Origin of the sequence: Streptomyces sp. NPDC004266 (assembly GCF_042874095.1) — a bacterium.
In the GTDB taxonomy this organism is placed as follows: Bacteria; Actinomycetota; Actinomycetes; order Streptomycetales; family Streptomycetaceae; genus Streptomyces.
Genome location: NZ_JBIAMM010000024.1, coordinates 19,177 through 42,844, shown reverse-complemented (window position 1 = coordinate 42,844; position 23,668 = coordinate 19,177). Strand labels below are relative to the sequence as shown.

Here is a 23,668-nt window from a genome sequence, read left to right as displayed (position 1 = left end):
GTTTCGCGGTCTCCGCGTTCGCCGCTCCGGGCGATCCGGCCTCGCGGTCCCACTCGACGAGAAGGTTCCCCAGGGCAAGCACCACCCCCAGGCTCTGCTCTGCCTGGCCAGGCGCCGGGCCGCCCCCTTGTTCGCGATGCTCCGCGACGGCCCCTTCTCCGAACCCCAACTGCCGCTGCCAGGTCAGGAGTTCGGATCGCCAGATCCCCCCCGGCCGAAGCCGCTGACGCGCGGCCTCATGCCGCTGGTCATAGTCAGGCGCGAATCTTCGGCCTTGGCCACACGCACGGGGGCACCCGCCACAACCGACCGCGAACAGCAGCAACACGGCGGCCAAGGCCGCTCGTCGCCTGTGCAATCCAGTGTGTATGCCTCCCCCTCCTCTCCGCTCCTCTGCTCAGCCCGACTCGGCTTCGGCCGAGCTGCTTTCCATCAGCGCGACGCAGAGCCGACGGAAGGTGCTCCGTACGACGCGCCGCCTCACCGGAGACTCCGCGACGGCCGAGGCCGCCGACGGCCGGCCCGACCGGGGGCCGGGGGGGACGTCATCACCACCCGCCCCGCCGACCGGCATCCGCCGACCGCCGCCGTTCTCGTACGACCCGACGGCCACCCGGCATGGGCCGCGGAGGACGCGCCCGGCCGGTCGACGGACGACTCTCTGCACGAGGCGTTGACCTCATGGTTCGGCGCGGCGCGACCTGAACGGCTGTCGCAGCCAGGAGGTGAGGGCCGCGTAGTCGTCATCGGTGAGACCGAGGCGGGCATCGACCCGATGGACCAGGGCGCGTCCCTGGTGATGTGCGGCGACCCAGATCCGATCTGTTTCGGTGACCTCGTCATCGACCCACACGAACGGCCGTCCCGCCGCCCAGTCGACAAGGGTGCGGGTCTTCCAGTGCAGCCCCTCGCGCTCGTCCCGCTCGTCGGTGTCCGAGGGTTCCGGCCAGACGACGACGGCGAGCTGCTGGAGACCGAGCAGCGGAGCGATGCACTCGTTGGCCTCGTCCATCCACGTCGTGGCCCAGACCACCTCACAGGGAAGCGCGGTCAGTTTGGCCCCGTGGCGAGGATCGACCCTGGCCAGGAGCGGGTTCATGCCGGCCCCGCGCAGACGGGGGCTGAGTGCATGGGTCGGATACTCCTGCGGGTCCGCCCCGAACGGGATGAGCGGTCCGTCGACATCGAGGAACAGCAGCGGAAGCCGCCCAGAACCAGTCACATCAGCACACGATAGCGAGGGGCCCACCGCCAGGCGCTCGACGAGAGGACTACCGAGCGGCCCCACCGGCGGTCGACCCATCGGCCACCGAGGCTCGGCTCGATGCACAGAAACAGAAGTCGCGCCAGAGCCGGTTCTTGGAGACAGAGGCAGCCCTGCCCCCCTCCTGCATGGCCCGGCCTCCGGCACGGCTGGTCGCTCCTCGAGCTTCGAAGTCACATACTGACTCCTGTGCGTGTTGCATTGATCACAGCAGGTTCGCGGGGGGATGTGGCACCCTTCACCGGCCTCGGCCACGGCTTGGCACAGGCGGGACACGAGGTCACCGTCGTCACTCACGAATCGTTCTCCGGCCTGGTTCGCGAGGCCGGTCTCGGCTTCCACGGCCTGCCCGTCGATCCACGCGCCGAGCTGCGGACCGAGGCCGGACAACAACTCCTGACCAGCCATAACGGCCCCGGCAAACTGGCGCGCGTACTGGTCATGACCCGGCGCCTGGTCGACGGCATGGTCCCCGGGATGCTGGAGGCGGCACGCGACAGCGACGTGCTCCTGCTCTCCGGGTCCGTGGCGCCCCTGGGGCAGGTCATCGCCGACGGCCTCGGGTTGCCCAGCAGAGGGGTCTACCTCCAGCCGATCGCCCCCACCGGCGCCTTCCCGCCGCCGGTCCTGGGCACCCGCTCCTTCGGCGCCGCGGGCAACCGGCTGGCCGGGCGGGCGGTCAACGAGGCCCTGGACCTGGTCTTCGCCCGGGCGGCCCGCTTCGTCGAGCGCCGGCACGGCCGCCCCCGCCGTCGCTTCCCGACGCGCCGCCGACCCCGCGAACAGCAGGACTGGCCCGTCCATCACGGCTTCAGTGCGCTTGTCGTGCCGCGCCCGGCCGACTGGCGGTCGGGTCTCACGGTGGGCGGCTACTGGTGGCCGTACACCTCACCGGCCGTCGAACTGGCCCCGGAGATCCGCCACTTCCTCGACGCCGGACCCGCACCTGTCTTCGTCGGCCTCGGCAGCCCGACCGTCCCCGATCCCCGGCGCGTCAGCGACCTGATCGTACGAGCCCTGCGCAAGGCCGGACTGCGCGGCGTGATCCAGTCCGGCTGGAGCGGCCTGGACGCCGACGGCGACGACATGCTCACGATCGGCGAAGCGCCGCACTCCCTGCTGTTCCCCCGGATGGCCGCGGTCGTGCACCACGCCGGGGCGGGCACCACGGCCGCGGGCCTGCGGGCCGGCGTGCCGGCCGTGCCGATGCCCGTGTGGTTCGACAACGCCTTCTGGGCCTCCCGCCTGACCGCGCTCGGCGTCTCCCCCGGTGCCGTTCCCCTCCGGCAGTTCGCCACCCCCGACCGCCTCGCCGATGCCCTGGTCACCGCCACCCACGACCCTTCCTACCGCCACCGCGCCACGGTCCTGGCAGAACGACTGAGCGAGGAAGACGGTGTGGCACCCGTCCGCGAAGCCCTGGAAAACCTCCACCGGGCCGCCGGCCACGGCACAGGACATCCCCCCTTCTGAGGGCGAGGAGGCGTCGCTGGCCGGGGTGGCCGGTGAACGGCCTGCGCGGGTCGCCGGGGCGGTGCCCGGCTAGGACTTGTCCGGCCGATCATGTCGATGTCTCGTGCCCGGCTCGTTGTCCTGGGCTCAGATTCCCCGGGCAGCTCGTGCCGGAACCGCGCCAGATGCTCGGTCAGCCTCACATCGCCATGTGATCACACGCTTGACCTCAATCGCGCTTGAGGTGTGACGATGATCCACATGACCACGGAATCCACATCCCACGCGGCAGACATCGAAGCGATCGACCAGCTCGTCGCGACCGTCGAGCACTCCCAGCAGAACAAGGACCCCGAAGAGTTCCTCAGCCTCTTCCACCCGGACGCGATCTGGACGACGGCCCACGGTAAGGTCCTCATCGGCCTCGACGCGATCTCGGAGTTCACCCGCAAGGTCCTCCCCGCGGCAAGCTGGGACGGCCAGGTCACCTACGAGGTGGTCCACGTGTTCTTCATCCGCCCCGACGTCGCGGCAGTCAAGGTCCGTCAACGTTACCTGGCCCCGGGCGAGGAGAGCGAGGGCGCCCCGCTGTACGTGCTCTCGAAGCAAGCCGACGGCCGCTGGCTGCTGACCGCCTGCCAGAACACGGGGGTCGTCGCCGACTAGCTTGCCGGTCGATCATGTTCGGAGCCAGATCGCGAGGGCTGCCGCAGTGGCGGTGCCGAGGTAAACGTAACGGCGCTTGTCGTAGAGGGTGGCCACCGCCCGGTGCTGCTTCAACCGATTGATAGCCCGCTCGACGGTGTTGCGCTTCTTGTACCGCTCCTCGTCGAAGCCGGGCGGCCGCCCGCCGCGTGAGCCTTTGCGCAGGCGGGCGGCCCGGCTGTCGGTCTTCTCCGGGATCGTGTGCCGGATGCCCCGGCGCCGCAGGTACTCGCGGCACGGACCGTTGCTGTAAGCCTTATCAGCCGCGACGCTGTCCGGCTTCTTGCGGGGCCTGTCCGGCCCGAACTTCGGGACGCGGATCCTCTCCAGGACCGGCTTGAACTGCGTGCAGTCTGCCCGCTGGCCCGGTGTAACGATCAAGGACAGCGGGCAGCAGCGGCCGTCCGCGCTGAGGTGGAGCTTGGTGGTGAAGCCGCCGCGCGAGCGGCCCAGGCCCTCACCTCCCGCACCACCTCCACCAGGCGGGCGTGCAGACTTTGCCACGGCGTTTCGTCCTGGTGTTCTGGGACTTCGGCCCCCTTTGAGACGGGAGCCGGCGGTGGGTCGTTGCGGGCGCCGGCCGCGTGCTGATGCGCTCGCACGATGGTCGAGTCGACCGAGACGTCCCAGTCGATCTCACCCGCCGCGTCCGCGGCGGCCTGGACCTGCTGGAGCAGACGCTCCCATGTCCCGTCGGCCGACCACAGTCGGTGCCGTTCGTAGACCGTCTTCCACGGCCCGAACCGTTCGGGCAGGTCCCACCACTGCACGCCGGTCCGCACCCGGTGCAGAATCCCGTCGATCACCTGCCGGTGATCCCGCCACCTGCCACAACGCCTGTTGCTGACCGGCAGGAACGGCCGCAGCCGTTCCCACTCGGTATCACTCAGATCACCCCGCCCCATGTCCACATCAACGACCCGGCCGTGAAGCAGTTACATGATCGGCCGGACAAGTCCTAGTAGTGCTTTGTTAGGTGGTCTTGTCGTGGTGGGTGGGTGGTAGTTCGCTGGCTGTATGAGGGCTGGGGAGCTTGCCGCGGTGCGGGGCCGGTTGGAGGAGTTCGCGACGGAGGTGTTCGCACCGTTGGTGCGTCGGGACCAGCGGGCGAAGGGTGCGTTATATCTGCGGGGGCTGCTGCTGGACGGCCGCAGGAAGTCGATGCAGCCGATGGCTGAACGGCTCGGTGTCGATCACCAGCAGTTGCAGCAGTTCATGACGACCTCGACGTGGCAGGTCAGGGACGTGCGGGCCCGGCTGGCGTGGCGGGCGGTGGCGGTCGTGCGGCCGCAGGTGTGGGTGGTGGACGACACCGGCTTCCCCAAGGACGGCCGTTCCTCGCCCGGGGTGGCCCGGCAGTACTCGGGCACCCTGGGCAAGGTCGGCAACTGCCAGATCGGTGTCAGTGTCCACGCCGCCTCCGAGGAGGCTTCGTGCCCGTTGTCCTGGCGCCTGTTCCTGCCTGCCGCCTGGGACGGTCCCGACGCCCAGGCCCGCAGGCGGGCCTGCCGGATCCCCGACGACGAGTGCCACCGTCCCAAGTGGCAGCTCGCCCCGGACATGCTCGACGAACTCGCCGGCTTTGGGCTGCGGCCCGCCGTCCTGGTCGCCGATACCGGCTACGGCGCGAACGCCGACTTCCGCCACGGCCTGGACGAACGCGGCCTGGCCTGGGTGCTGCAGGCCAAGGGCGAGATGACCGCCCACGGCCAGGACGCGGTGCCGCACCAGCCCGAATACGGCGGGCTCGGCCCCAGGCCGCTGCCCCGCTATCGCACCCGGCCCGTGTCATTGCGCGAGCACGTACTGGCCGCGGGTCGCGGCCGCGGTCGGACCGTGACCTGGCGCAAGGGATCGAAGGCGGCGATGAGCTCGCACTTCGTGTTCCTGCGCGTCCGGCTCGCGGGCCGTCGCCCGAAACCGGCCGCCGACGGCACGATCGGGTTGTCCTGGCTGATCGCTCGGTGGCCCGAGGGTGAGCGCGAACCGGTGCAGTACTGGATCTCGAACCTGCCACCCGATATCCCCGCCAGGGATCTGGTCCGGCTTGCGAAAACCCGGTGGCGGATCGAGCACGACTACCGCGAGCTGAAAACAGCCCTGGGCCTGGACCACTTCGAGGGCCGTTCGTTCACCGGCCGGCACCGGCACGTCACCCTCGTCACCGCCGCCCACCTGTTCCTGACCGAACAGCGGAGACACCCCAAAGCCCCTGCCAGGGCCTGACCCTCTACCAGGCCCTGGCCCTCCTCCAACAGCTCATCACCACCTGGACCGGCACCTGCCCCACCTGCCGACAACCCGTCCCATGGCAGCCCTACGACACCACCTAACAAAGCACTACTAGGTGGTTCCCGCCCGGAGGGAAGGGCTCGCTCTCGACTCACCGGCCCGGACCACCAACGGTTCGTGGAGGTCCTGGCGGGGAGCGGGGAGGAGGGGGACTGCCGGCGACTCGCGGTGGCCTTGGGTCTGGAGGTGGTCGCGGCGAAGGTGGAGGAAGTGCGGTCGAAGGCGAAGCGCCTGGCCGCGCGGGGCTGGACGGCCGAGGAACGTCCGGAGATGCTCAGCGTGCTCGCCGGGCGAGCCGGTGGCTCATGACCATGCTCCTCGACCACCGGATCATCACATCGGAGGTGTCGGTGCGGATCTCGCAGTCGCGGGCCAGGCGGCGCGAGCGCATCAGCCATGCGAACCTCCGTTCCATCGGCCACCCTTTCGGCAGCACCGCGAAGCCTGTGGCGTCGTCGGTGCGTCTGATCGCCGTCAGCGCGATCCGCAGGACATCGCGGGCGAGGTCGACCAGACGTCCGGCGCAGCCGCCGTCGGCCCACGCCAGGGAGATGCGCCAGCGTTGCGTCCGCATCCGCAGCCGCCCCAGCAGCATCCGGCCGGCCTCGCGGTCGATGACGGATGCGGCAGTGACCATCACGGCCGGCAGAAACCCGAGGGTGTCCACGACGATGTGCCTCTTGCGGCCGTTCACCTTCTTCCCGCCGTCGAACCCCCGGCCGGCAACCGGCACCGACGCGGCCCCTTCGACCGACTGCGCGTCGATGATCCCGGCGGTCGGCTCCGGACCACGGCCCGACGCCTCGCGGACCCGGTCGCGCAGCCGGTCGTGGAACTCGGCGACCAGGCCCTTGCCCCGCCAGCGCCGGAAGAAGGCGCAGACGCGGTCCCGGGCGGGGAAGTCCGCAGGCACCGCTCTCCAGGCAATGCCGCCCGCAACCAGGTAGCGCACCACGTCGACCAGCTGCCGGTGGCAGTAGCTCTCCGACTGCCCGCCCCTTTCCTCCCACCAGGCGGGCACCCGCATCGCATCGCGCACGACTGGCCACTCCGCGTCGGTCATGTCCCCGGGGTACCTTGCAGGCCCGTGCGGCCGGCCCCCGGCGTTCCCCCGAACCGGCGAGCGAGGCAACCACACGACAGGGGCGCGGAGTTGGACGGCAACGTCACGGAGGATCGATAGAGCAACCGCCAGTCAGCGTGCTCAGCGCACGAAGCCCGTCACTGTGCCCTGGTTGCCGGAAGAGGTCAGGCCCCAGAGCATCAGCCCCACAATGACGGCCAGCAGGATCAGCCCCGGCACGTTCTCGGACGCCCAACTGACGGGCTGCCGAACCGGTGGGCCGGGTGTGGCGTCGTCGCGTGCAGCGTCGGAGTCGGCGCGCTGCCAGGGCGCGACCTCGGCCTCACCCCGCGCGATCCGCGCGGCCAGGCGGCGCACGTCGGCCGCGTGGTACGTCGGCTCGCGGGTCAGGTCCGGGGAGGGCGCAGCCGAGGTACGTACGTTGTTGGCCCGCGCCACGGCCCTGATGCTGATCGGCCTGATCTGCGGCCAGATCTCCCGGACTTCGGCCTTCGTCAGCCAGCCTTCCCCGTCCTCAAGGTCCTGCTCGTCCGCTGCCCCCATTCGAAATCCACCCCCGCGCGCCGATCACCCTTGGCTTGGTACCCAGAGCTTGATACCCAGACCGCCGAAAGATCACCCGGCCGGGCAGGCACACTCGAACTCACGCCCATCGCGATCGGTAGAGAAACGGCTTCTTAGCTTGCCGTTTAACGTCCGACGTCGAACGGCATCTCGAACGCGACTGTCCGCTTCCCGGTCTGCGGGACAGCAGGATCACCTTCGGAGGCGCGTGTGAAGATGTGATGATGTCGACCATGGCTATCGATTCAGTGGTCGTCCGGCAGTGTGTTGAGGATCTGGATGCGGCTCTGCCCTTCTACGAGAAGTTGACTGGAAGCGCCGCGTCGCGGTTCGCCTTCGCCGGGGTCACGCTGGCAAGCGTTGGTCCCTTCCTCCTGTTCGCCGGATCCGACGAGGCGGTGCAGCGGGTGGCGGGTGTGACGGCGACTCTCGCTGTCGCCGACCTGGACGCCGCAGTCGAGGAGGCGGGAACAGGGGGAGCCGAGATCGTGACGCCTGTTCAGCCCACTCCCCACGGCCGCCGTGCAGTGCTGCGGCACCCGCACGGCGGGGTCTTCGAGTACGTAGGTCCCTGACCTTGTTCTTCAGCTGAGCTTGTCGTTTTGCTCTGTGAGGAGTCTGGGCCGCACGCCCGTCTCAACTTGTCGCTTGTCATTGATGGCCCGACGTCGAGCACCGCTCGAACTTGATCGGCGTTCTCGCAGTTCAGCGGACGTGAAGACGGCCTTCATCTGATCCTGTGCTCCGTCACAGATGGACGGCGGTGCTCGACGCCGTCCGCCTGGAGCCCGGCGCCGACGTCGCGGCGGTGACCACGGAGCAGATCCGCGAGGTCGTCGAGCGGCTGGTCGCGGCCGGCCAGTGGAAGCCGGGCGACCCGGACGTCCTGGTCGTGCTGGACGCCGGATACGACGCCCCCCGCATCGCCCATCTGCTGGCCGGGCTGCCCGTCGAGATCCTGGGCCGGCTCCGTTCGGACCGGGTGATGCGACGGCCGGCGCCCTCGCGCGCAGCGTTCTTCCAGGCCAACCCCAAGGGCGGGCGACTGCCCAGGCACGGTGGCGAGTTCGTCTTCGGCGACCCCGCCACCTGGGGCATCGAGCAGGCCCTCACGGTCACCGACACCCGCCTCTGCGGGAAGGCGGTCGCGCAGGCGTGGGACCGGCACGCCGGCCGGTGCACCGAAACCGTCCCGACCCGGACCCGGCCGACCACCGGGCTCAAAGAACCACCACCCCGCCACCCGCCATGACATGGGCAGAGTCCTCGCGACCGGCGAGGCATGCAGCCGCCCGATCCACCACAAGACCGGCACCGAACCCCGTCGAACTGGGTGCATGACAAGCTTGGGTCAGGGGCTGAGGTGGGTAGGGGGTTCTGTCGTGGAACGCTGCGACGGCAGCCTGTCGGCCCAGCCCGACGGGCGTCCGGGAGCCTCGGGTTCGAAGGCCTTCGGCGGCGCACGGAAACACGCGTCCGTCCTCGCACCGCTCCGGTCCAAGGGGGTCCGAACACTGATGCCTGAACGACCGCCTGCTGTCCCGATATCCCGGGCCTGGGCCTGGGTTCATGGTCGACGATTGCGTACACGAAGGGCACGTGTGCCCGTGATCCGGCGCTACGGGCGCCAGACGCAAGGAAGATCCGTTGTCTCACTCAGAAACAGACCGCGCGTGGAGCCTCCTCATCGCCGCGCGTGACTCGTACCGCGCTGCCACATCACCGAACTACGACGAAGTCCTGTGGGAGGTCTCGCAACGGGCCGAAGCGTCGGGCTCCCTCGGCAAAGCCGACATCGGCGCTCTGGTGGTCTGGAAGCGGCTGTCAGCCCGGACCCGGTGGGCCTCTGCGCTCATGGCCCTCCCCGACACGCAGGTCCGCGCGGCCACGGGCAAAGCGTGGGAAGCCGTCCGGGACACGTCCCGTCCCCGCGCACTGGCCGCCCAAGCCGGCCGAGCCGCTCTCGCCACACTGCCGGGCTTCCACAAGGGAGACGCCCTGGCCTCCGCCGTCCTCACGGCAGCAGCTCCACTCCGCATGGCCGTCTATGACAGCCGCGCGCAGCGAGCGCTCGAAACCCTCGGCCTGACACTCACCGACGACTCGGGGCGATACGGCCGCTACATGGGCCTCATCGACGGTCTCCTCACCCGAAGGCAGTCATCCGAACACGAATGGACGGCGCGGGACGTCGACATCGCCCTGTTCTGGATCGGCGGGGCGTGAGCCCGCGAACGAACTACAGCCCTCCGAGCCGAGCTCGATCAGACTCCCGACCACCGCACCGACGGCTCTGCAAGGGTGCACAGAAGCCGTTCCAGCAGAGCGCCCCGGAGAGAACTACAGCTCAGGAGCCCTCACTTCCCCCAAGACGCCTACCTGCTCCCTGGCGGCACTCGCCTCCAGCCCCGCTCCATACGTGGACGGTCAACATGGCGGACGAACCGTTCATTTGCCTCGGAGCAGTCATGCGATCGGCCGGACAGGCCCTGACCGGGGTTCGCCCTCGGCGCCTGGGCCATTTCGTTTGGATCATCTGGTCGTTGGTCCCGGTGTGCCGTTGAGTGACACGCAGTGGGCGCGGATCGAGCCGTTGTTGCCAGACCGGACGCCGCAGCGGGGTGGCCGGTGGCGGGACCACCGTGAGGTGATCGACGCACCCGCCTTCGTCCACGTCATGGCCCGCCTCCGCGTGCCTCAGCAGCGAGTCCGTCCCCGTACCAGGCCGGACGTGGTCCTGGCCGACAAGGCGTACTCCTCCCGAGCAATCCGCGCGCACCTGCGCAGGCGCGGAATTCGGGCGGTCATCCCCGTTCCGGCCGATCAACGCGGCCACCGGCTGCGGCGCGGCAGCCGAGGTGCCAGGCCGACGCCTCAAGAGCAGGAGCGAACCGCATCGTCCCAGGCACCGGGACTGCGGTGGTGATTCTTGTGCCCCGCGACGAGCACCTGGCGCAGTGCGGCAAGGTGCTGGGTGTTCGCGGGGAGATCCAGCTGGTCGAGGAGGGCCAGTGCGGCGGCCGGTTCCAGGTCGCCGTAGACGTCGTGGAAGCTCGTCAGAAGGCCGCGGAAGACGGCCGAGTGCAGGGCAGGAAGTCGCATGGCGGTGCGGTATGTCAGCTCCTTCACCGTCCAGCGGACCGGGCCCGAGCACTCCAGAACCCGACGGGCTCGGCGGAGCAGGGGTTCCGATCGCTCGGCCACCACCTGGCCGATGTCGTTACCGAGAACCTCGGCGAAGGCCGTCGCGGAAGTGGCGTGGTCCTCGAACCAGTCCACCCACAGCGAGTAGGTGACGGCTGCGGCGTCCCGGTCCGCCTCCAGCCGCCGACGGTAGCCGTCCCACAGCACGTCGGCCGGCAAAGGGCCCTCCGCATCGTCGTTCGCGAACCGGATCTCGCACGTGACCCAGTACTCGTCAAGGAGGTCCAGCAGCCCGAAAGCCAACCGCACCTGATCTGCCGCATCCAGGTCTTCGGCGAACACATCACCAGCCCAGGAGTGCGCCACCTGGTTGGCGGTGAGCAACGTGTCCGGCTTTTCGTCACTCACCCACCCGTCGCGCACCTGGCTGACGCCCTGATCAGCCAGCCAACGCCGCGCTGCTTCCTCGGCTTGCGTCTCCACTCGGGGAGTATGACAAGCCTCGCAGGATCCGAACGAAACGGCCTAGGTGTCCTGGCCGGCGGATCATGTCACGGTCGCCTCGCGGCGGGACCATGGGCCGGTTCGTGGGCCGGGGTGATCTGACGAAGGACGAGTGGGCGCGACTTGCGTCCCCTCTGCCGAAGACCGGCGGCCGGGGCGGGCGTTGGAAGGATCACCGAACAGTGATCAACGGGGTCCTGTTCCGGGTCCGTACGGGGTCCCGTGGCGGGATCTGCCGAACCGGTTCGGGAGCTGGAAGACGGTCTGTGAGCGTCATCGCCGGTGGTCGGCGGACGGCACCTGGGATCGGATCCTGCAAGCCGTCCAAGCCGATGCCGATGCCGATGCCCGGAGCCGGATCGGCTGGAGCAGGGTGAGCGTGGACTCCACCTGGTGACGAGCCCCTCAGCACGCTGCCGGCGCTCCGCACAGGACGCCGCGCGTTCCGAAGCGGAGACCGATACCTCGGCAGCACCGCTCCGACGAAGGACTCGGCCGTTCGCGGGGCGGTCTGACCTCCAAGATCCGCCTTGCCGGGGAAGGCGGCCTCCGCCCTCTGGCGCTGCTGATCACTCCTGGTCAGTGGGGCGACAGCCCACAGCTGATCCCAGTCCTCGAACGCATCCGGGTCAAGCGCCCCGGCGGTGGGCATCCACGGACCCGTCCCGACCGCTCGGGCGGCGATAAGGCATACAGCTCCCGCCGTAATCGCCGCTGCCTGCGCAGACGCCAGATCACACACACCATCCCGGAACCGAAGGACCAGCGGGCCAACCGCAGGCGCCGAGGAAGTCGAGGAGGCCGGCCGGCGGGCTTCGGCAAAAAAACATACAAGCGCCGCAAGGAGGTCGAGCGCACGATCAACGGCTCAAGCACTTCCGCGCCGTGGCTACGCGCTACGACAAGCGCGCCTTCGTCTTCCATTGCGCTGTCACCGTGGCCTCCCTCCGCCTGTGGCTCAGCCCGTGAGCGGGCGGATAAAACGGTGGCCGCCTGATTCGCTTCCCTGCCACGATCTGGGGGTGACCACGTTGTTCCTGATGGTCGGCCTGCCGGGGGCCGGGAAGACCACGCGGGCCCGACAGCTCGCCGCGGAGCACGGCGCGCTGCGTCTGACGCCCGACGACTGGATGATTCCCCTGTTCGGCGAGGCGGAGGCGGACGGGAAGCGCGACGTGCTGGAGGGGCGCATGCTCTGGCTCGCCTTGGAGGCGGTCAGACTCGGCACCGACGTCGTCGTGGACTACGGCTGCTGGTCACGGGACGAACGGTCCGCGATCCGCCGGCTCGCGGAGGCCGAGGGGGCGTGCTTCCGCATGGTCTACCTGCCGGTGGACGAGGAGACCCAACGGGCCCGTATCGCCCACCGCTGGGCGACCAACCCCGAAGAGACACTGCCGATGTCCGAGACAGACATCATGCACGGGCGCGCGCATTTCGAGGAGCCCGACGCGGCGGAGCTGGAGGGCCGCAGGGTCGACGGCCCGCCGCCCGGATGGGCCGGCTGGCGGGAGTGGGCCGCCGACCGGTGGCCGTCGTTCGCGTGACTGCTGCGACCCACGACGACCCAGCCGTACCAGGCGTGCTCCGCGCCGGCCGGAAATGTTCCGCCGGACAGCGCCAAGCCGAGTCGCACACCTCAGCCCCCCTGCGCGTCAGGGATCTGGGCGTGTCTGCCGTGCATCTGGTCTGTACGGATGGGTGGTCCCCGCGAGTCGGCGGTCTGTAGATTCCCGTCATGAGTGACGACGAGGACTACCTGGACAAGAGCCCGGCAGCCGCACGGATGGGGAAGGCCGCGGAGTACCTGGTTGCGGCCTCCTCCATCCTCGCCACAGGTGGCGAGTTGAACGTCTCCACTTCGCTCGTGGACGACGAGGGCGTAGATCTCGTCTTCCATCGGCGCGGGAGCTCCGCAACGCTGGCGGTGCAGGTCAAGGCGAGGATGTCCACCGGGACGCAGGTTCAGCAGGGCAGGCTGATGGCCTTCGTCCGGTCGCAGACATTTCAGCCTCGAACCGATCTGGACATGCTGTTCGTCGCCGTGGACGTCGAACGAGGGGCGATCATGACGGCCTGGCTGATACCGAGCAGGACGTTCGGAGAGATGGTGAGCGAGCCCAACGGCAAGGGCCGCTTCCGGTTCTCCGCGTCGATGAAACCGGATTCCAAGGACCGCTGGACTCCGTTCCGGCTCACGGCTGCTGAACTTCCAAGGCGCATCCTTGCCCGGCTCGCCGAGCTGGAGAAGGCAGGGGCCGAGTAAGGACCGGGGCACGTTCATCTCGGGAAGAACAAGCCGAACGTTCCCGGACCGGTGGGGAAACGTACGGGCGACAGCGCAAGGTCTACTCCTCACGACGGGGCCGGGTCGAGCATGGCATCGCCCGCCTCAAGGGCTGACGTTCCCTCGCCCGCCGCAAGCACATCCGCGACACCGTCTCGGATCGTGCTCAGGCGGCATCCCACTCTGCTTGCAGCCGGCTGAGTTGCGCCTTGTCGAGCGGAGGCTCAAAGCCTTCGGGGAACATGAGCGTGAGTGGCTGCGGCCACATGCCTTCGGGCCCGTGCTCCTCACAGTGCAGAGCCACGAGATGCGGTCCCTCCCCGCAAGCCTCGCGCTGGTAGAAGCGGTCGTGAGCCTGGCAGAAGTACGAGAACACCGTGCAGTCGTCCTCGTCGGTCGGCTCGTGGAAACCGGGATCCCGGACGATCACTGTCACCGGTTCCTGACGGTTGAACCGGGGGACGGGCCGAGGATCGCACCACAGCAGTCGAGGAGGAAGCATGTGATCATTCTGTGCCCGAGGCTCCTTCGAGTCAGCGTGCAGGCCGGATGAAGATGCCTGCGAGAGGGAGTGCCGCCTCGGCTGCCGCGACGCGGGCAAGGGCCGCGTCGATCCGCCGGCGCGGGGATGGCCGCCCGGACGCCGCGCCGCCCGAGGTGTTCACGGACGGCCCGTGACGAATACGCCTTGTCTGCCAGGACCACCTCCGGCCAGGGCCGGGGCCTGCGGTTGCCGTCGGCCGCGAGGTGGATCTTCGTGGTCAGCCCGCCACGGGATCAGCCGGTGGCGTGATCGTCCAGCTCGTCGACCGGGGCCCTTGTGCGGGCGTCGGCCGCGTACGGTGGGCTCGCACGATCGGGGAGTCCACCGAGACAACCCAGTTCCGCTCTTCGTCTGCGTCGGCCTTGCCAGGAGCGCAGTGCACACCCGCTCCCACGTGCCGGCTGCGGACCGCATCCGCAGCCGGTTGTCGACGCCCTGCCAGTTGCCGTACTTCTCCGGCAACCGCACCCGCTGTGCCCCTCTTCGGAACTTCCAGGCGGTGGTGCGATCACCTTCCGCTGGTCGCGCCATCGGCCGCCCGCTTCGGCGTCCGGTCCGGAAGCAACGGCTCGATCCGCGCCCGCTGCGCGTCAGCCGTAGGAACACCGGGGCAAACGGTCAGGGGACGCGAAAGGAGCGGCTGCACGCAGCTGGTGCCACCAGCCTTGCCGACAGTTGCCCACCAGTCGATCACTCGGGCTGCCATCGCGTCCGGTCGCAGGCCCAGAGGGTCGAGACCGAAGTGATCCTCCAGCTCATGCCGCAGGAACCCACCGATCGCCCCCTGGTCCGCGTCACCACGGAGGCGCTGGAGCAGAGGCGCGAGCATGCAGTCGTACTCGTCCTGCACGTGGTCGGCGACGCCGATCGGATCCCACTCGTTGAGCAGATGCCGCAGGCCGTTCTCGGTGGCGTCGGTTCCAGGTCGCATCGCACCAGGGTGCCACCCGGGAGCCGCCGTCCTCACTCGCCCCGTCATGATCCGAACGAAACCGCCTAGCCGGGCTCGGGGTCGTCGTGGATGGTCAACGCTCCCGCGAGGTCGAGATCGGCGACAGTGCCGTGCGCTCCGGCTCGGACGAGCAGCACGGCGCCGAGTGCGGTGCTCCAGAACGTCCTGGCCTCCACGGCCAGCGGTCGCCGGGCACTCCAGCCGCGACCGTCGACGAGTCGGCTCGCGAAGTGCTCGGATTGCCGGAACAGCAGCTGGAGGTGCCGGTCGACCACGGGCGCGAGTTCGGGCCTGGAGATCGCGGCGGCGAGTGCTCGCGCGACCGACGGAAGCGAGGGCATGGCCAGTACGGCGCGGGCGATGTTGCGCCGGAACGTCGCCGCATCGGGGGCTTGACGACCGATGCGTTCGATCCGTCGGGCGTCGTGCAGCAAGCCGAGAAAGGCGGCGTGCACGAGCAGCGAGTCCTTGGAGCCGAAGTAGTAGGTGACCTGGTTGGGGAAGACGCCTGCCGCGTTCGCGATCTCCGCGACGCTCAGCTCCGCGCCGGGCCGCTCCTTGCAGAGCCGCGCGGTCTCCTCGATCAGTCGGCGTCTCGTTGCGCGACCGCGGTCGCGCGACCGGGTCGACGTCGGTCGAGCTTCGGTTCGCTTCTTCTCCACACACAAATTGTATGTGATACAACAGGGCCCTGTTCACTTGTATCGCATACAAGAAAGGGTTGAAAGGCATGCACCCGACTGAAGTCGTCGTGACCGGACTCGGCGCGATCACGCCCCTCGGTGGAGACGTGGAGTCCACCTGGGAAGCCCTGCTCGCCGGTGAGTCCGGCATCCGCGGTGGCGTTCTGCGAGGCCGGGAGGACACCGGCCTTCCCGACGTCGTCGCGGGGACGATGGCGATCGACCCCGCGGCATCGCTGCCGCCGGCGCAGGCGAGGCGGCTCGACCGCTCGCAGCAGGCGGCCTTCACCGCGGCGGCCGAGGCCTGGGCCGATGCCGGCGCCCCGGAGGTGGACCCGGACCGGCTCGCATCAGCGATCGGCACAGGCATCGGTGGCGTACACACGCTGTTGCAGCAAGACGACGTACTGGAGACGGCCGGAATGCGGCGCGTCTCGCCGCGCACGGTCCCGATGCTCATGCCCAACGCGGCGGCGGCGCTGATCAGCATCGAATACGGCGCACGGGCCGGGGTCTACACGCCCGTCTCCGCATGCTCGTCCGGTGCCGAGGCGATCGCCCTGGGGGCCAGGCTCATCCGGGCCGGCGAGGCGGACGTGGTCATCGCGGGCGGGACCGAGGCCGCGATCACCCCGATCACCGTCGCCGGTTTCGTCCAGGCACAAGCACTGTCGCGGCACACCGCCGAACCCGCCTCGGCGTCCCGGCCGTTCGCCGCGGACCGAAGCGGATTCGTCCTCAGCGAAGGCGCCGCCGTCGTGGTGCTCGAAAGCGCCGAGCACGCCGACGCCCGAGGCGCACGCGTCCACGCGGTGCTCGCGGGCGCCGGCATCGCCGCAGACGCCCACCACATCACGGCGCCCGCCGCCGACGGCTCCGGTCAGATCTCGGCCATGCGGAAGGCCCTCGCGCAAGCCGGTCTGGCTCCCGAGCAGATCAGCCACGTCAACGCCCACGCCACCGGAACCCCGGTCGGCGACGTCGCGGAGGCGCACGCGATCGGGAAGGTCTTCGGCCGCGCCACCGTGACAGCCCCCAAGGCGGCGCTCGGCCACCTCTTCGGTGCGGCTGGTGCGATCGAGGCGCTCATCGCCGTCCTCAGTGTGAAGCACGGCGTCATACCGCCGACCCGCAACCTCACCGCGACCGACGTCGGGCCCGACATCGATCTCGATGTCGTCGCAGAGCGACGAGACGTCCCCCAGGAGGCCGTGCTCAGCAACTCCTTCGGCTTCGGCGGCCAGAACGTCTCACTCATCGTCACCGGCGCACGGCATCACGTGTCCCGGATGCCGTAGCCGGGCAGATGCGGTTCGGACAGGTGGAGCGGCCGCCCTGGGCGGCGTACGAAGCCCTGTCGGCTACGAAACCCCGCCGGCCACGGGCGGCATGTCCGAGCGCCCGAATCGAAGGAGGCGTCGGTGAGGTGCGCTCGCGGCGCCCTCCGCATGCGCACCGCCCTCCCCTCAGCCCCAGGGTGCCGTCCCGCACGCCGCCCCCGTGAACCGTGAGGTTCACATGCCTCCTGGACAGTCCATGGGCCTGCCTCATCTTCCGCCCCTATGTGGGTAGGGGCACTGAGGAAAGAGGAACAGAAATGAGCGCCAGCGAGAAGATCAAGGCCAAAGCCGAACAACTGGCGGGCAAGACCATAAGGAAGGCAGCGCACGCCGTGGGCAACCGCAGCGTCACGGTGAAAGGCGCCGCTCTGGAGACCCGTGGCAAGGCCCGCGAAGCGAAGGAGCGGGGCAAGGACGCCTTCAAACACTGAGTCGGCAAGGCTCCCCCGGAACGCCCGGACACGAGGAACGGGGCGGTCGGCCACGGTCGGCCCCCGTCGGCCGGTGGGTACCGTGCGTGCTCTGCGGCCGGAGGTCACCGCAACGGAGGGGCGCCACGGCACGACGGTCGACGCCCGCACCCCACGGTCGTCGCCTCGGGAAGTAGGGATGACCGTCGCGCGTTCACGTTGCGTAGCGCATCGATGACCGTCCACCTTTCGGTTTGCTCCCTTTCCTGCCTTCCTGCCTTCTGCCTTCCCGACCCGCCATGGCGCGCCCCGGGCGTGCGGGGGCAGGCTCCCCGCAGGAGCCGGTGACACGCACCCACCGGCTGTAAGGGGCGCCCGCGCCCGTATGGTTGCCGTCATGACGATCAACCGTCCGGGACTGCCGCAGGACCTTCCGCCCGCCGGGACCCTCTGGGCCCGTTGGGCCCTGATCGCCGCCCTCGGAGCGACCACCGCGGGCGAACAGCGGCCGAGCGCGCATCGCACCGGCCGCTGGATCGACGACGACGGGCTCCACTGGGACGACGGCGGCTGCACCTGGTGGGTGATGTCCAGCAGGGGCGACGGCCGTTACGTGCTGTACGGCGAGGACGAGTCCAGCGAGACGAAATGGCACGAGCCGCCGGTCGACATGCTCGCGGGCGGCCCCGCATGGCTGCCGTGGGACGAACTGCGCGACCGGCTGTCCGGCAACGAACTCGGTTGCGTCTACTGGTACGAGAACGAGGCCTGGGCCCGCGCGCCCTACCCCGACAGCCTCGACGACGACGGCCTGGACTGCGGGATGGACACGCTCGCCGACCGCGCGCAAGCGGTGGAACTCGTGGCCGAGCGCCTCGCACCGGTGGACGACGGGCCCGACGCCGACGCCCTCCTCGCCCAGGCGGAGACCGGCCGGCTGCAGGACGTGGCCACGCTCCTGGCACGGGCGTGCGACCCGGACGGCGACGAACCGGACCCGAGCGCCGTGGCCCGCGCCCTCACGCGCTCCGGCCTCATCGGCGAGCCCGCCGTCGGCTGAACCGAGCCATCGCGGGAGTCACGCCCGGTGTCCCGGATCGGAAGCTCTTCGGCGGATCTCCGTCTCGATCGCTGATCGCGCCCAAGCCCCGAAGACCGTTCCGCGAGGACACCGGGCTCATGATGAGACGAGTCCTTGCCCGACCCCGGACGACCGCAGTGGGCGTCCCCTCGGCGGTCACCGCTGCTTCATCACTCCGCGGTCGCCGCTGCTTCATTCTGAACGATCAGTAGTACGCCCAAGCCCCGCGCGCCCGCTGCCCGACGGCGTCAGCCGCGAGGAACCGCGCCCGGGAAGCCCCTGCTTCTCACCGGCATGAGCATGCCGTCTCCCGCGCGGCCGAACTCCTTTGCAGCCGCGCCGCCTTGGATGTCGGCGTTTCGGCCATACCCGGCTTTCGCAAGGACCCCCGTCCCACACGGATCGATGCACACCGCACGAACGAGCTTTCGCCTGGCGTCGGGGTTCGAATGCCGTCCGAAACACGTGTGTTCGAGACACGGGTCGACGTCGTTGAGCCATCCGACACCCCAGCTCGACCCCTCGGAGACCGTGATGTCCCCTCTCCCCGCTCTTCTTTCCCAGGCCGATCGGTCCTGGCACGGATTCCCCTCGGCCACGGCCTCGCTCCTGGCCGGCACCTCCCCTCGCGCAGCACACCCGGGTGCGAGGTGGGGCGCGTGACGGGCAACGGTGACCCGCTGGCAGCCGCCGCGGAGAGCACGTCGGAATCCGAACAGCTGCTGTTCGGTGGTGAGCTCACCTACGACTACGGGTGGGGAGCTCACGACGGTGCCTGGCTGAAGCTGGGGCTGCGCGCGATGGCCGGCTCGCTGCCGAGGCAGGTGTCGGTGGCTGTCCGGCTGGCCCGCGAGGCCGACTCGCGGGCGTTCGCCACGGTCGCCGTGAGCGAGATCGCCCGCGGCGTCACCCAGGCCGTCTCCCTGATCGCGGTCAACACCCTGCTCGTCGAGCTGCTCGCCGCGGGCGACATGACCGGCCGGCTGCGTGCGGCGCTGCCGTCGCTCGCGCTGGTGGCCGCCCTCGCGGTGATCGGCTCGGCATGCCGGTCGGCCTCGTCCGCCGCGACGGGGATCCTGGAGCCGAAGGCCCAGCGGGTGGCGACCGAGCGGTATCTGGGTCTGGTGGCGCGGGTGGAGCTGGAGGCGATCGAGGACGACGCCTTCCACAAGCTGATGGACTCCGCCCAGTGGGGGGCGGACTCGGCGAGGCGGATGGTCGGCTACTGCACCGCCGTGGTCACCTCCGCCATCTCGCTGATCGCCGCCGCCGGTGTGCTCACCGTCCTGCACCCCGTCCTCCTGCCGCTCCTGGTCCTCATGGCGCTGCCGAGCGCGTGGGGGTCGCTGACCATGGCCCGCCACCGGTACATCAGCTGGCACCGCTTCGTGCAGCACGTGCGGGCCGCCAAGCTGATCAGCCAGCTGCTGATCAACCCTCAGGCCGCGGCCGAGATCCGCGTCCACGACGCGGCCCCGTTCCTGCTCACGCACTTCCGTCAGATGGCCGAGACCAGCGAGCGGGAGCAGACCCGGCTCGCGTGGACCGGTGCCCTCACCCATCTGGTCGCGGACTCGACGCGCGGCGTCGCGACCGTCGCCACCTACGGCGCTCTCGGGCTGCTGCTGTGGCACGGGCAGATGGGCCTGGCCGTCGCGGGCACGGCGGTGCTGGCGATCCGCTCCGGTGCGGTGAGCATCACGGACCTCGTCCTGCGCGTCACCGACGTCCAGGAGGAGGCCCTGTTCGTCGCCGATCTGGAGAAGCTGTGCGAGGAGGCCGCCCGGCGGTCCATCCCCGTCGGCGGGCTCGACGTGCCCGAGGGCGCGCACGAGATCCGGTTCGAGAAGGTGACCTTCACCTACCCCGGGGCCGACAAGCCGTCCCTGCACGAGGTCGACCTCGTCATCCCGCGTGGCAGGACCGTCGCCCTGGTCGGGAGGAACGGCTCGGGCAAGTCGACCCTCGTCCGTCTGTTGAGCGGGTCCCGGCTTCCCGACTCCGGCCGCGTCCTGTGGGGTGGGGTGAGCACGGTCGAAGCGGACCGCGCGCAGGTCTTCGACCGGGTCGCGATGGTCGCCCAGGACTTCTTCCGCTGGCCCTTCACCGCGCGGGTGAACATCGGAATCGGCCGCAGCAGCGCCGCGATGGACGACCGGAGCGTCGGGGCCGCGGCGGTCTACGCGGGCGCCGACGAGGTCGTCAAGGGCCTTCCACGGGGCCTGGACAGCTTGCTCGTACGCGGTTACAAGGGCGGCCAGGAGATCTCCGGCGGTCAGTGGCAGAAGATCGGTCTTGCCCGTGCCCGGCACCGGGACGGTGCGGTCCTGATCGTGGACGAGCCGACCAGTGCGCTCGACCCCGCTGCCGAGCAGCGGGTCTTCGACCAGATCCATCGGCTGGCCGCCTCGGGCCAGACCACGGTCCTGATCACCCACCGCCTCCACAGCGTCCGGACGGCGGACCTCGTCTACGTGCTCGACGAGGGCAAGGTCGTCGAGCACGGCACCTTCGCGGAACTCATGGACCCGGTCACCGGGGGCGGCGTGTTCCGGGAGATGTACGAACTGCAGGCGCGTCAGTTCCTCGACCCTTCGCTGCCGGCGCAGGCCGTCCCGGCGGAAGCGGCGCCGGAACGGCCGGTCGGTGCCGTCGACGAGGGACAGGCGCTGTCATGACACCGTCCGTCTTCGGGGCCCGGAGCTCGCCGGCGACGCTCCTGCTCACCGGCCGCTTCGGCACCGCACCGGGGCCGGTCGACGCCGCCGGGCTCAACGGGTGCGCGCCCTTGTGGCGGGGGCCGGTCATCGCCACCCGCCACACTGCGAACCAGGGCCGGCTCGTCGCCGCGCACCGGGACCTGGTCATGACGGTGCCCCGGTACGTCCCGGGCACCATGACGGCGGACGGGCCACTGGCCGGGCACCGTGGGGAGGCCGTCGGAGAGGCCCTCGGCCCTCAGCAGCGGTACTTCGCCCGACACGGACTCGGGCCGCCTCGTACTCGGCCCGCGCACCGCCCTGACCCGGCCGGACCGACCCGAAAGGCCGGACCGGCCGGCCATCGACCGCCCTCCCGCCGTCCGCTCCCCAGTCCGCGAGGTTCCGCCATGCCCCCTGCCCTCTCCCCCCTCCGCACCCTGGTCTCCTCCTACCTGGACCGGCACCCCGGCGAACGCGACGCCCTCGCCGGACTGCTGACCGCCCTGGAGGCCGGCGGCGATCCCACCGACCGCTCCGCCCTGCCCGGCCACGTCACCTGCAGCGCGGTGGTGATCGACCGGAACCGGCGGGTCCTCCACGTCCGCCACGAGGCGACCGGGGGGCTGCTGCTCACCCCGGGCGGACACGTCGAAGCCGACGACGTCACGCTGTTGGCCACGGCCCTGCGGGAGGCCGAGGAGGAGACGGGGATCCCCGCATCCGCCCTCGTCCTGACTGCCGAATTCCGGGACCGGCCCGTCGACATCGACGTCCACGACATCGATCCCAGCCCCGCGAAGGGCGAACCGGCCCACCGACACTACGACTTCCGTTTCGCCTTCCACCTCGCCGACGACGCGCCCGAACCCACCCTGCGGGCCGAGGAGGTGACGGACGCGGTCTGGCTGCCGTTCGACGAGGTGTCCTCGCCGACGCTGCACGACAAGCTCGCCGCCTCGGCTCTGGACGGCGTGATCGTGCCGGTGAACGCCTCCGCGATCATCCACGACGGCCAGGGCCGGTACTTGCTGCACCTGCGGGACGCCGACAAGCCGTGGATCTGGGAGCCCGGGCGCTGGTCACTGCTCGGCGGCGGCCGGGAGCCGCAGGACCGCACCCTGCTCGACACCGTCCGCAGGGAGCTGCGCGAAGAGGCCGATCTGAGCATCGCCCGCCTGGAGCCGTACGCGGTCGAGCACGTCACCGGCATCGACGGAACCCGCGTCCCGATCCAGCTGTTCACCGGCCGCTGGAACGGCGATCCGGCGCGGCTCCCCCTCACCGAGGGCGTGATGCTCGCGTGGGTACGGCCCGAGAAGTTCCCGCACATGACGATGCTGCCGTCGACCAGGGCCCTCCTGGAGCGGCACGCCGCCGAGCACCCCGCGTCCGCCGACGGACCGGCGACGGCCGCCGGGGCCGCGCCGGCGAAGGCACCGTCCGGGACCGTGCCGAACGTGGTCGGCGTTCACCTCTGCCTGGAGCGGGACGACCAGGTCCTGCTGGGTCTGCGACATCCGGATTCGGCGTACGCCGGTGGGTTCTGGCACGTGCCGGCGGGCCACTGCGAGGCGGAGTCGGCCACCGCGTGCCTCGTGAGGGAGGCGTACGAGGAGGCGGGGCTGGTGATCGACCCCGCCGACGTCGAGCTCGTCCACACGGTGCACATGCTGGACCGGCCCGACGACTTCCCGCGTGTCCAACTCTTCTTCCGTGCTCGCCGCTGGGAGGGCACTCCGAGGCTCCGGGAACCGGACAAGTGCGTCGCCTGGCAGTGGTGGAGCGCGAAGGACCTGCCCGAGCCGACCGTCCCCTACACCCGTGCGGCGATCGAGGGCATCCGGAGGGGCCGCGCCTACACGGAACTCGGGTGGTCGCGATGACCGGATTCGACGCGGTGGGCGCCGCGTACGCCGCCCACTCCGACAGCGCGCGGGGACGACTCCGCCACGATCTGGTCGAGCGCCGGCTCCTCACCGAGCTTCCGGCCCGTCCCGCCGCGGTTCTCGATGTCGGCTGTGGGAACGGCGAGATGACCCTCCGTCTCGCCGCCGTCGGCCACGGGGTGACCGGCGCCGACCCGTCCGCCCGGATGCTGGCCGCCGCAGCCGATCGCCTCGCGGCCCGCCCCGAGCTCGCCGACCGCGTCCGGCTGGTCGGTGCCGACCTCGCCTCCCTCCCCTTCGACGGGGAGCGGTTCGACGCGGTCTGCTGTCACGGCGTGCTGATGTATCTGGACGAGCCCGGTGAGGCGCTCGCCCGCCTGGCCGGACTCGTCGCACCGGGCGGACTGCTGAGCGTCCTCGCCAAGAACCGCCGGTCCATCGGCGTACGCGAGGCCCTGGCAGGCGAGTACGCGACCGCGCGTCGGCTCATCGGGTCCGGAGCGGACAGGAGCGTCGGCAATCTCGGTCGGGAAACCCGCGGCGACACCGCGGAAGCCCTCGACCGGCTCGCGGCCGACCACGGGCTGACGCCGCTGCCCTGGCAGGGGGTCCGGATCTTCCACGACCACCTCGACGGCACCTGGGCGCCGGACCCGGTCGCGTACGCGGCGGCATTGGAGCTGGAGTGGACCGCGTCCTGGCGGAGCCCGTACCGGGACATGAGCCACCTCGTGCACACCCTGGCCCGCCGGCCGGAGCGGAGTGGGTCATGAC

The 23,668-nt window shown here is 70.4% G+C and carries 21 protein-coding genes and 5 pseudogenes; 18 read left to right on the top strand and 8 right to left on the bottom strand.

Annotated elements, in window-relative coordinates; genetic code table 11:
* Window positions 1-8: 8 nt before the first annotated feature.
* Window positions 9-175: pseudogene (locus ACFYUZ_RS36645) on the top strand (IS110 family transposase); the annotation flags it as partial.
* 63 nt (window positions 176-238) lie between these two features.
* A pseudogene (locus ACFYUZ_RS36640) lies at window positions 239-637 on the top strand (hypothetical protein); the annotation flags it as partial.
* A gap of 42 nt (window positions 638-679) precedes the next feature.
* On the opposite strand, the gene ACFYUZ_RS36635 reads toward ACFYUZ_RS36640, so the two are convergent.
* On the bottom strand, window positions 680-1,222 hold the full coding sequence (locus ACFYUZ_RS36635; protein ID WP_389316708.1) for an HAD domain-containing protein: 543 nt from the start codon (window positions 1,220-1,222) through the stop codon (window positions 680-682).
* A 246-nt stretch (window positions 1,223-1,468) separates the two neighbouring features.
* Here ACFYUZ_RS36635 and ACFYUZ_RS36630 point away from each other — a divergent pair, with 246 nt between their 5' ends.
* Both ACFYUZ_RS36630 and ACFYUZ_RS36625 read left to right on the top strand, forming a co-directional pair.
* Entirely contained in the window at window positions 1,469-2,737 is a 1,269-nt protein-coding gene (locus ACFYUZ_RS36630; RefSeq protein WP_389316786.1) for a glycosyltransferase, read from the top strand.
* A 231-nt stretch (window positions 2,738-2,968) separates the two neighbouring features.
* A complete protein-coding gene (locus ACFYUZ_RS36625) occupies window positions 2,969-3,382 on the top strand; it encodes an SgcJ/EcaC family oxidoreductase (RefSeq protein ID WP_389316705.1) in 414 nt (137 codons plus the stop codon).
* A 12-nt stretch (window positions 3,383-3,394) separates the two neighbouring features.
* Here the strand turns inward: ACFYUZ_RS36625 and ACFYUZ_RS36620 are convergent.
* A protein-coding gene (locus tag ACFYUZ_RS36620) for an IS5 family transposase (protein WP_389316702.1) occupies window positions 3,395-4,326 on the bottom strand; the annotation gives its coding sequence in 2 pieces (ribosomal slippage) (window positions 3,395-3,931 and window positions 3,934-4,326; 930 coding nt in all).
* Between the two features lie 112 nt (window positions 4,327-4,438).
* Here ACFYUZ_RS36620 and ACFYUZ_RS36615 point away from each other — a divergent pair.
* Window positions 4,439-5,647 (top strand): IS701 family transposase, encoded by a 1,209-nt coding sequence (locus tag ACFYUZ_RS36615; RefSeq protein ID WP_389316699.1) that lies wholly within the window; start codon window positions 4,439-4,441, stop codon window positions 5,645-5,647.
* Window positions 5,648-5,987: 340 nt separating this feature from the next.
* On the opposite strand, the gene ACFYUZ_RS36610 is transcribed toward ACFYUZ_RS36615, so the two are convergent.
* Together ACFYUZ_RS36610 and ACFYUZ_RS36605 are read right to left on the bottom strand one after the other, a co-directional pair.
* Window positions 5,988-6,776 (bottom strand): IS5 family transposase, encoded by a 789-nt coding sequence (locus ACFYUZ_RS36610; protein ID WP_389316697.1) that lies wholly within the window; start codon window positions 6,774-6,776, stop codon window positions 5,988-5,990.
* 141 nt (window positions 6,777-6,917) lie between these two features.
* Window positions 6,918-7,340 carry a hypothetical protein gene (locus ACFYUZ_RS36605; RefSeq protein ID WP_389316694.1) on the bottom strand — a complete coding sequence of 141 codons (423 nt, stop codon included), beginning with the start codon at window positions 7,338-7,340 and terminating at the stop codon, window positions 6,918-6,920.
* A gap of 254 nt (window positions 7,341-7,594) precedes the next feature.
* On the opposite strand from ACFYUZ_RS36605, the gene ACFYUZ_RS36600 reads away from it, so the two are divergent.
* From ACFYUZ_RS36600 to ACFYUZ_RS36585, 4 genes and pseudogenes are all read left to right on the top strand, one after another.
* On the top strand, window positions 7,595-7,936 hold the full coding sequence (locus tag ACFYUZ_RS36600; RefSeq protein WP_389316692.1) for a VOC family protein: 342 nt from the start codon (window positions 7,595-7,597) through the stop codon (window positions 7,934-7,936).
* A gap of 170 nt (window positions 7,937-8,106) precedes the next feature.
* A pseudogene (locus tag ACFYUZ_RS36595) lies at window positions 8,107-8,526 on the top strand (transposase); the annotation flags it as partial.
* Window positions 8,527-9,008: 482 nt separating this feature from the next.
* Window positions 9,009-9,587 carry a hypothetical protein gene (locus ACFYUZ_RS36590; protein ID WP_389316689.1) on the top strand — a complete coding sequence of 193 codons (579 nt, stop codon included), beginning with the start codon at window positions 9,009-9,011 and terminating at the stop codon, window positions 9,585-9,587.
* Window positions 9,588-10,008: 421 nt separating this feature from the next.
* Window positions 10,009-10,248, top strand: a pseudogene (locus ACFYUZ_RS36585) (transposase); the annotation flags it as partial.
* Here the strand turns inward: ACFYUZ_RS36585 and ACFYUZ_RS36580 are convergent.
* Window positions 10,236-10,988, bottom strand: coding sequence for a hypothetical protein (locus ACFYUZ_RS36580; protein ID WP_389316686.1), 753 nt, complete (start codon window positions 10,986-10,988; stop codon window positions 10,236-10,238). The pseudogene ACFYUZ_RS36585 and the gene ACFYUZ_RS36580 overlap by 13 nt on opposite strands.
* Before the next feature lie 104 nt (window positions 10,989-11,092).
* Between ACFYUZ_RS36580 and ACFYUZ_RS36575 the strand changes: the two are divergent.
* The 3 genes and pseudogenes from ACFYUZ_RS36575 (at window position 11,093) to ACFYUZ_RS36565 (ending at window position 13,275) form a co-directional block, all read left to right on the top strand.
* A pseudogene (locus tag ACFYUZ_RS36575) lies at window positions 11,093-11,978 on the top strand (IS5 family transposase).
* Between the two features lie 53 nt (window positions 11,979-12,031).
* The gene (locus ACFYUZ_RS36570) at window positions 12,032-12,556 is read left to right on the top strand and encodes an AAA family ATPase (RefSeq protein ID WP_389316683.1); all 525 of its coding nucleotides are present in this window, start codon (window positions 12,032-12,034) and stop codon (window positions 12,554-12,556) included.
* A gap of 191 nt (window positions 12,557-12,747) precedes the next feature.
* Window positions 12,748-13,275, top strand: a complete 528-nt coding sequence (locus ACFYUZ_RS36565; RefSeq protein ID WP_389316680.1) for a hypothetical protein — start codon at window positions 12,748-12,750, stop codon at window positions 13,273-13,275.
* Window positions 13,276-13,462: 187 nt separating this feature from the next.
* Here ACFYUZ_RS36565 and ACFYUZ_RS36560 read toward each other — a convergent pair whose 3' ends face one another.
* The 3 genes from ACFYUZ_RS36560 to ACFYUZ_RS36550 all read right to left on the bottom strand — a co-directional run bounded on the left by ACFYUZ_RS36560 (window position 13,463) and on the right by ACFYUZ_RS36550 (window position 15,454).
* Window positions 13,463-13,732, bottom strand: coding sequence for a hypothetical protein (locus tag ACFYUZ_RS36560; RefSeq protein ID WP_389316678.1), 270 nt, complete (start codon window positions 13,730-13,732; stop codon window positions 13,463-13,465).
* Between the two features lie 616 nt (window positions 13,733-14,348).
* Window positions 14,349-14,771, bottom strand: a complete 423-nt coding sequence (locus tag ACFYUZ_RS36555; RefSeq protein ID WP_389316675.1) for a hypothetical protein — start codon at window positions 14,769-14,771, stop codon at window positions 14,349-14,351.
* 65 nt (window positions 14,772-14,836) lie between these two features.
* Complete coding sequence (locus ACFYUZ_RS36550) at window positions 14,837-15,454, bottom strand: TetR/AcrR family transcriptional regulator C-terminal domain-containing protein (RefSeq protein ID WP_389316672.1); 618 nt, start codon at window positions 15,452-15,454, stop codon at window positions 14,837-14,839.
* A 68-nt stretch (window positions 15,455-15,522) separates the two neighbouring features.
* On the opposite strand from ACFYUZ_RS36550, the gene ACFYUZ_RS36545 reads away from it, so the two are divergent.
* The 6 genes from ACFYUZ_RS36545 (at window position 15,523) to ACFYUZ_RS36520 (ending at window position 23,667) form a co-directional block, all read left to right on the top strand.
* Complete coding sequence (locus ACFYUZ_RS36545) at window positions 15,523-16,773, top strand: beta-ketoacyl-[acyl-carrier-protein] synthase family protein (RefSeq protein WP_389316669.1); 1,251 nt, start codon at window positions 15,523-15,525, stop codon at window positions 16,771-16,773.
* Between the two features lie 299 nt (window positions 16,774-17,072).
* On the top strand, window positions 17,073-17,246 hold the full coding sequence (locus ACFYUZ_RS36540; protein WP_389316667.1) for a hypothetical protein: 174 nt from the start codon (window positions 17,073-17,075) through the stop codon (window positions 17,244-17,246).
* Between the two features lie 376 nt (window positions 17,247-17,622).
* Window positions 17,623-18,285, top strand: coding sequence for a hypothetical protein (locus tag ACFYUZ_RS36535; RefSeq protein WP_389316664.1), 663 nt, complete (start codon window positions 17,623-17,625; stop codon window positions 18,283-18,285).
* A gap of 821 nt (window positions 18,286-19,106) precedes the next feature.
* Window positions 19,107-20,984 (top strand): ATP-binding cassette domain-containing protein, encoded by a 1,878-nt coding sequence (locus ACFYUZ_RS36530; RefSeq protein ID WP_389316784.1) that lies wholly within the window; start codon window positions 19,107-19,109, stop codon window positions 20,982-20,984.
* Window positions 20,985-21,415: 431 nt separating this feature from the next.
* Window positions 21,416-22,891 (top strand): NUDIX domain-containing protein, encoded by a 1,476-nt coding sequence (locus ACFYUZ_RS36525; protein WP_389316661.1) that lies wholly within the window; start codon window positions 21,416-21,418, stop codon window positions 22,889-22,891.
* A complete protein-coding gene (locus tag ACFYUZ_RS36520) occupies window positions 22,888-23,667 on the top strand; it encodes a class I SAM-dependent methyltransferase (protein ID WP_389316658.1) in 780 nt (259 codons plus the stop codon). Before ACFYUZ_RS36525 ends, ACFYUZ_RS36520 begins: the two co-directional genes overlap by 4 nt.
* Window position 23,668 lies beyond the last annotated feature (1 nt).

Bases quoted from the DNA above. Each gene is read 5' to 3' on its own strand.
- ACFYUZ_RS36625 (WP_389316705.1), top strand. From the start codon at position 2,969: ATGATCCACATGACCACGGAATCCACATCCCACGCGGCAGACATCGAA.
- ACFYUZ_RS36615 (WP_389316699.1), top strand. From the start codon at position 4,439: ATGAGGGCTGGGGAGCTTGCCGCGGTGCGGGGCCGGTTGGAGGAGTTC.
- ACFYUZ_RS36610 (WP_389316697.1), bottom strand. From the start codon at position 6,776: ATGACCGACGCGGAGTGGCCAGTCGTGCGCGATGCGATGCGGGTGCCC.
- ACFYUZ_RS36605 (WP_389316694.1), bottom strand. From the start codon at position 7,340: ATGGGGGCAGCGGACGAGCAGGACCTTGAGGACGGGGAAGGCTGGCTG.
- ACFYUZ_RS36600 (WP_389316692.1), top strand. From the start codon at position 7,595: ATGGCTATCGATTCAGTGGTCGTCCGGCAGTGTGTTGAGGATCTGGAT.
- ACFYUZ_RS36565 (WP_389316680.1), top strand. From the start codon at position 12,748: ATGAGTGACGACGAGGACTACCTGGACAAGAGCCCGGCAGCCGCACGG.
- ACFYUZ_RS36555 (WP_389316675.1), bottom strand. From the start codon at position 14,771: ATGCGACCTGGAACCGACGCCACCGAGAACGGCCTGCGGCATCTGCTC.
- ACFYUZ_RS36545 (WP_389316669.1), top strand. From the start codon at position 15,523: ATGCACCCGACTGAAGTCGTCGTGACCGGACTCGGCGCGATCACGCCC.
- ACFYUZ_RS36540 (WP_389316667.1), top strand. From the start codon at position 17,073: ATGAGCGCCAGCGAGAAGATCAAGGCCAAAGCCGAACAACTGGCGGGC.
- ACFYUZ_RS36535 (WP_389316664.1), top strand. From the start codon at position 17,623: ATGACGATCAACCGTCCGGGACTGCCGCAGGACCTTCCGCCCGCCGGG.
- ACFYUZ_RS36530 (WP_389316784.1), top strand. From the start codon at position 19,107: ATGGCCGGCTCGCTGCCGAGGCAGGTGTCGGTGGCTGTCCGGCTGGCC.
- ACFYUZ_RS36525 (WP_389316661.1), top strand. From the start codon at position 21,416: ATGCCCCCTGCCCTCTCCCCCCTCCGCACCCTGGTCTCCTCCTACCTG.
- ACFYUZ_RS36520 (WP_389316658.1), top strand. From the start codon at position 22,888: ATGACCGGATTCGACGCGGTGGGCGCCGCGTACGCCGCCCACTCCGAC.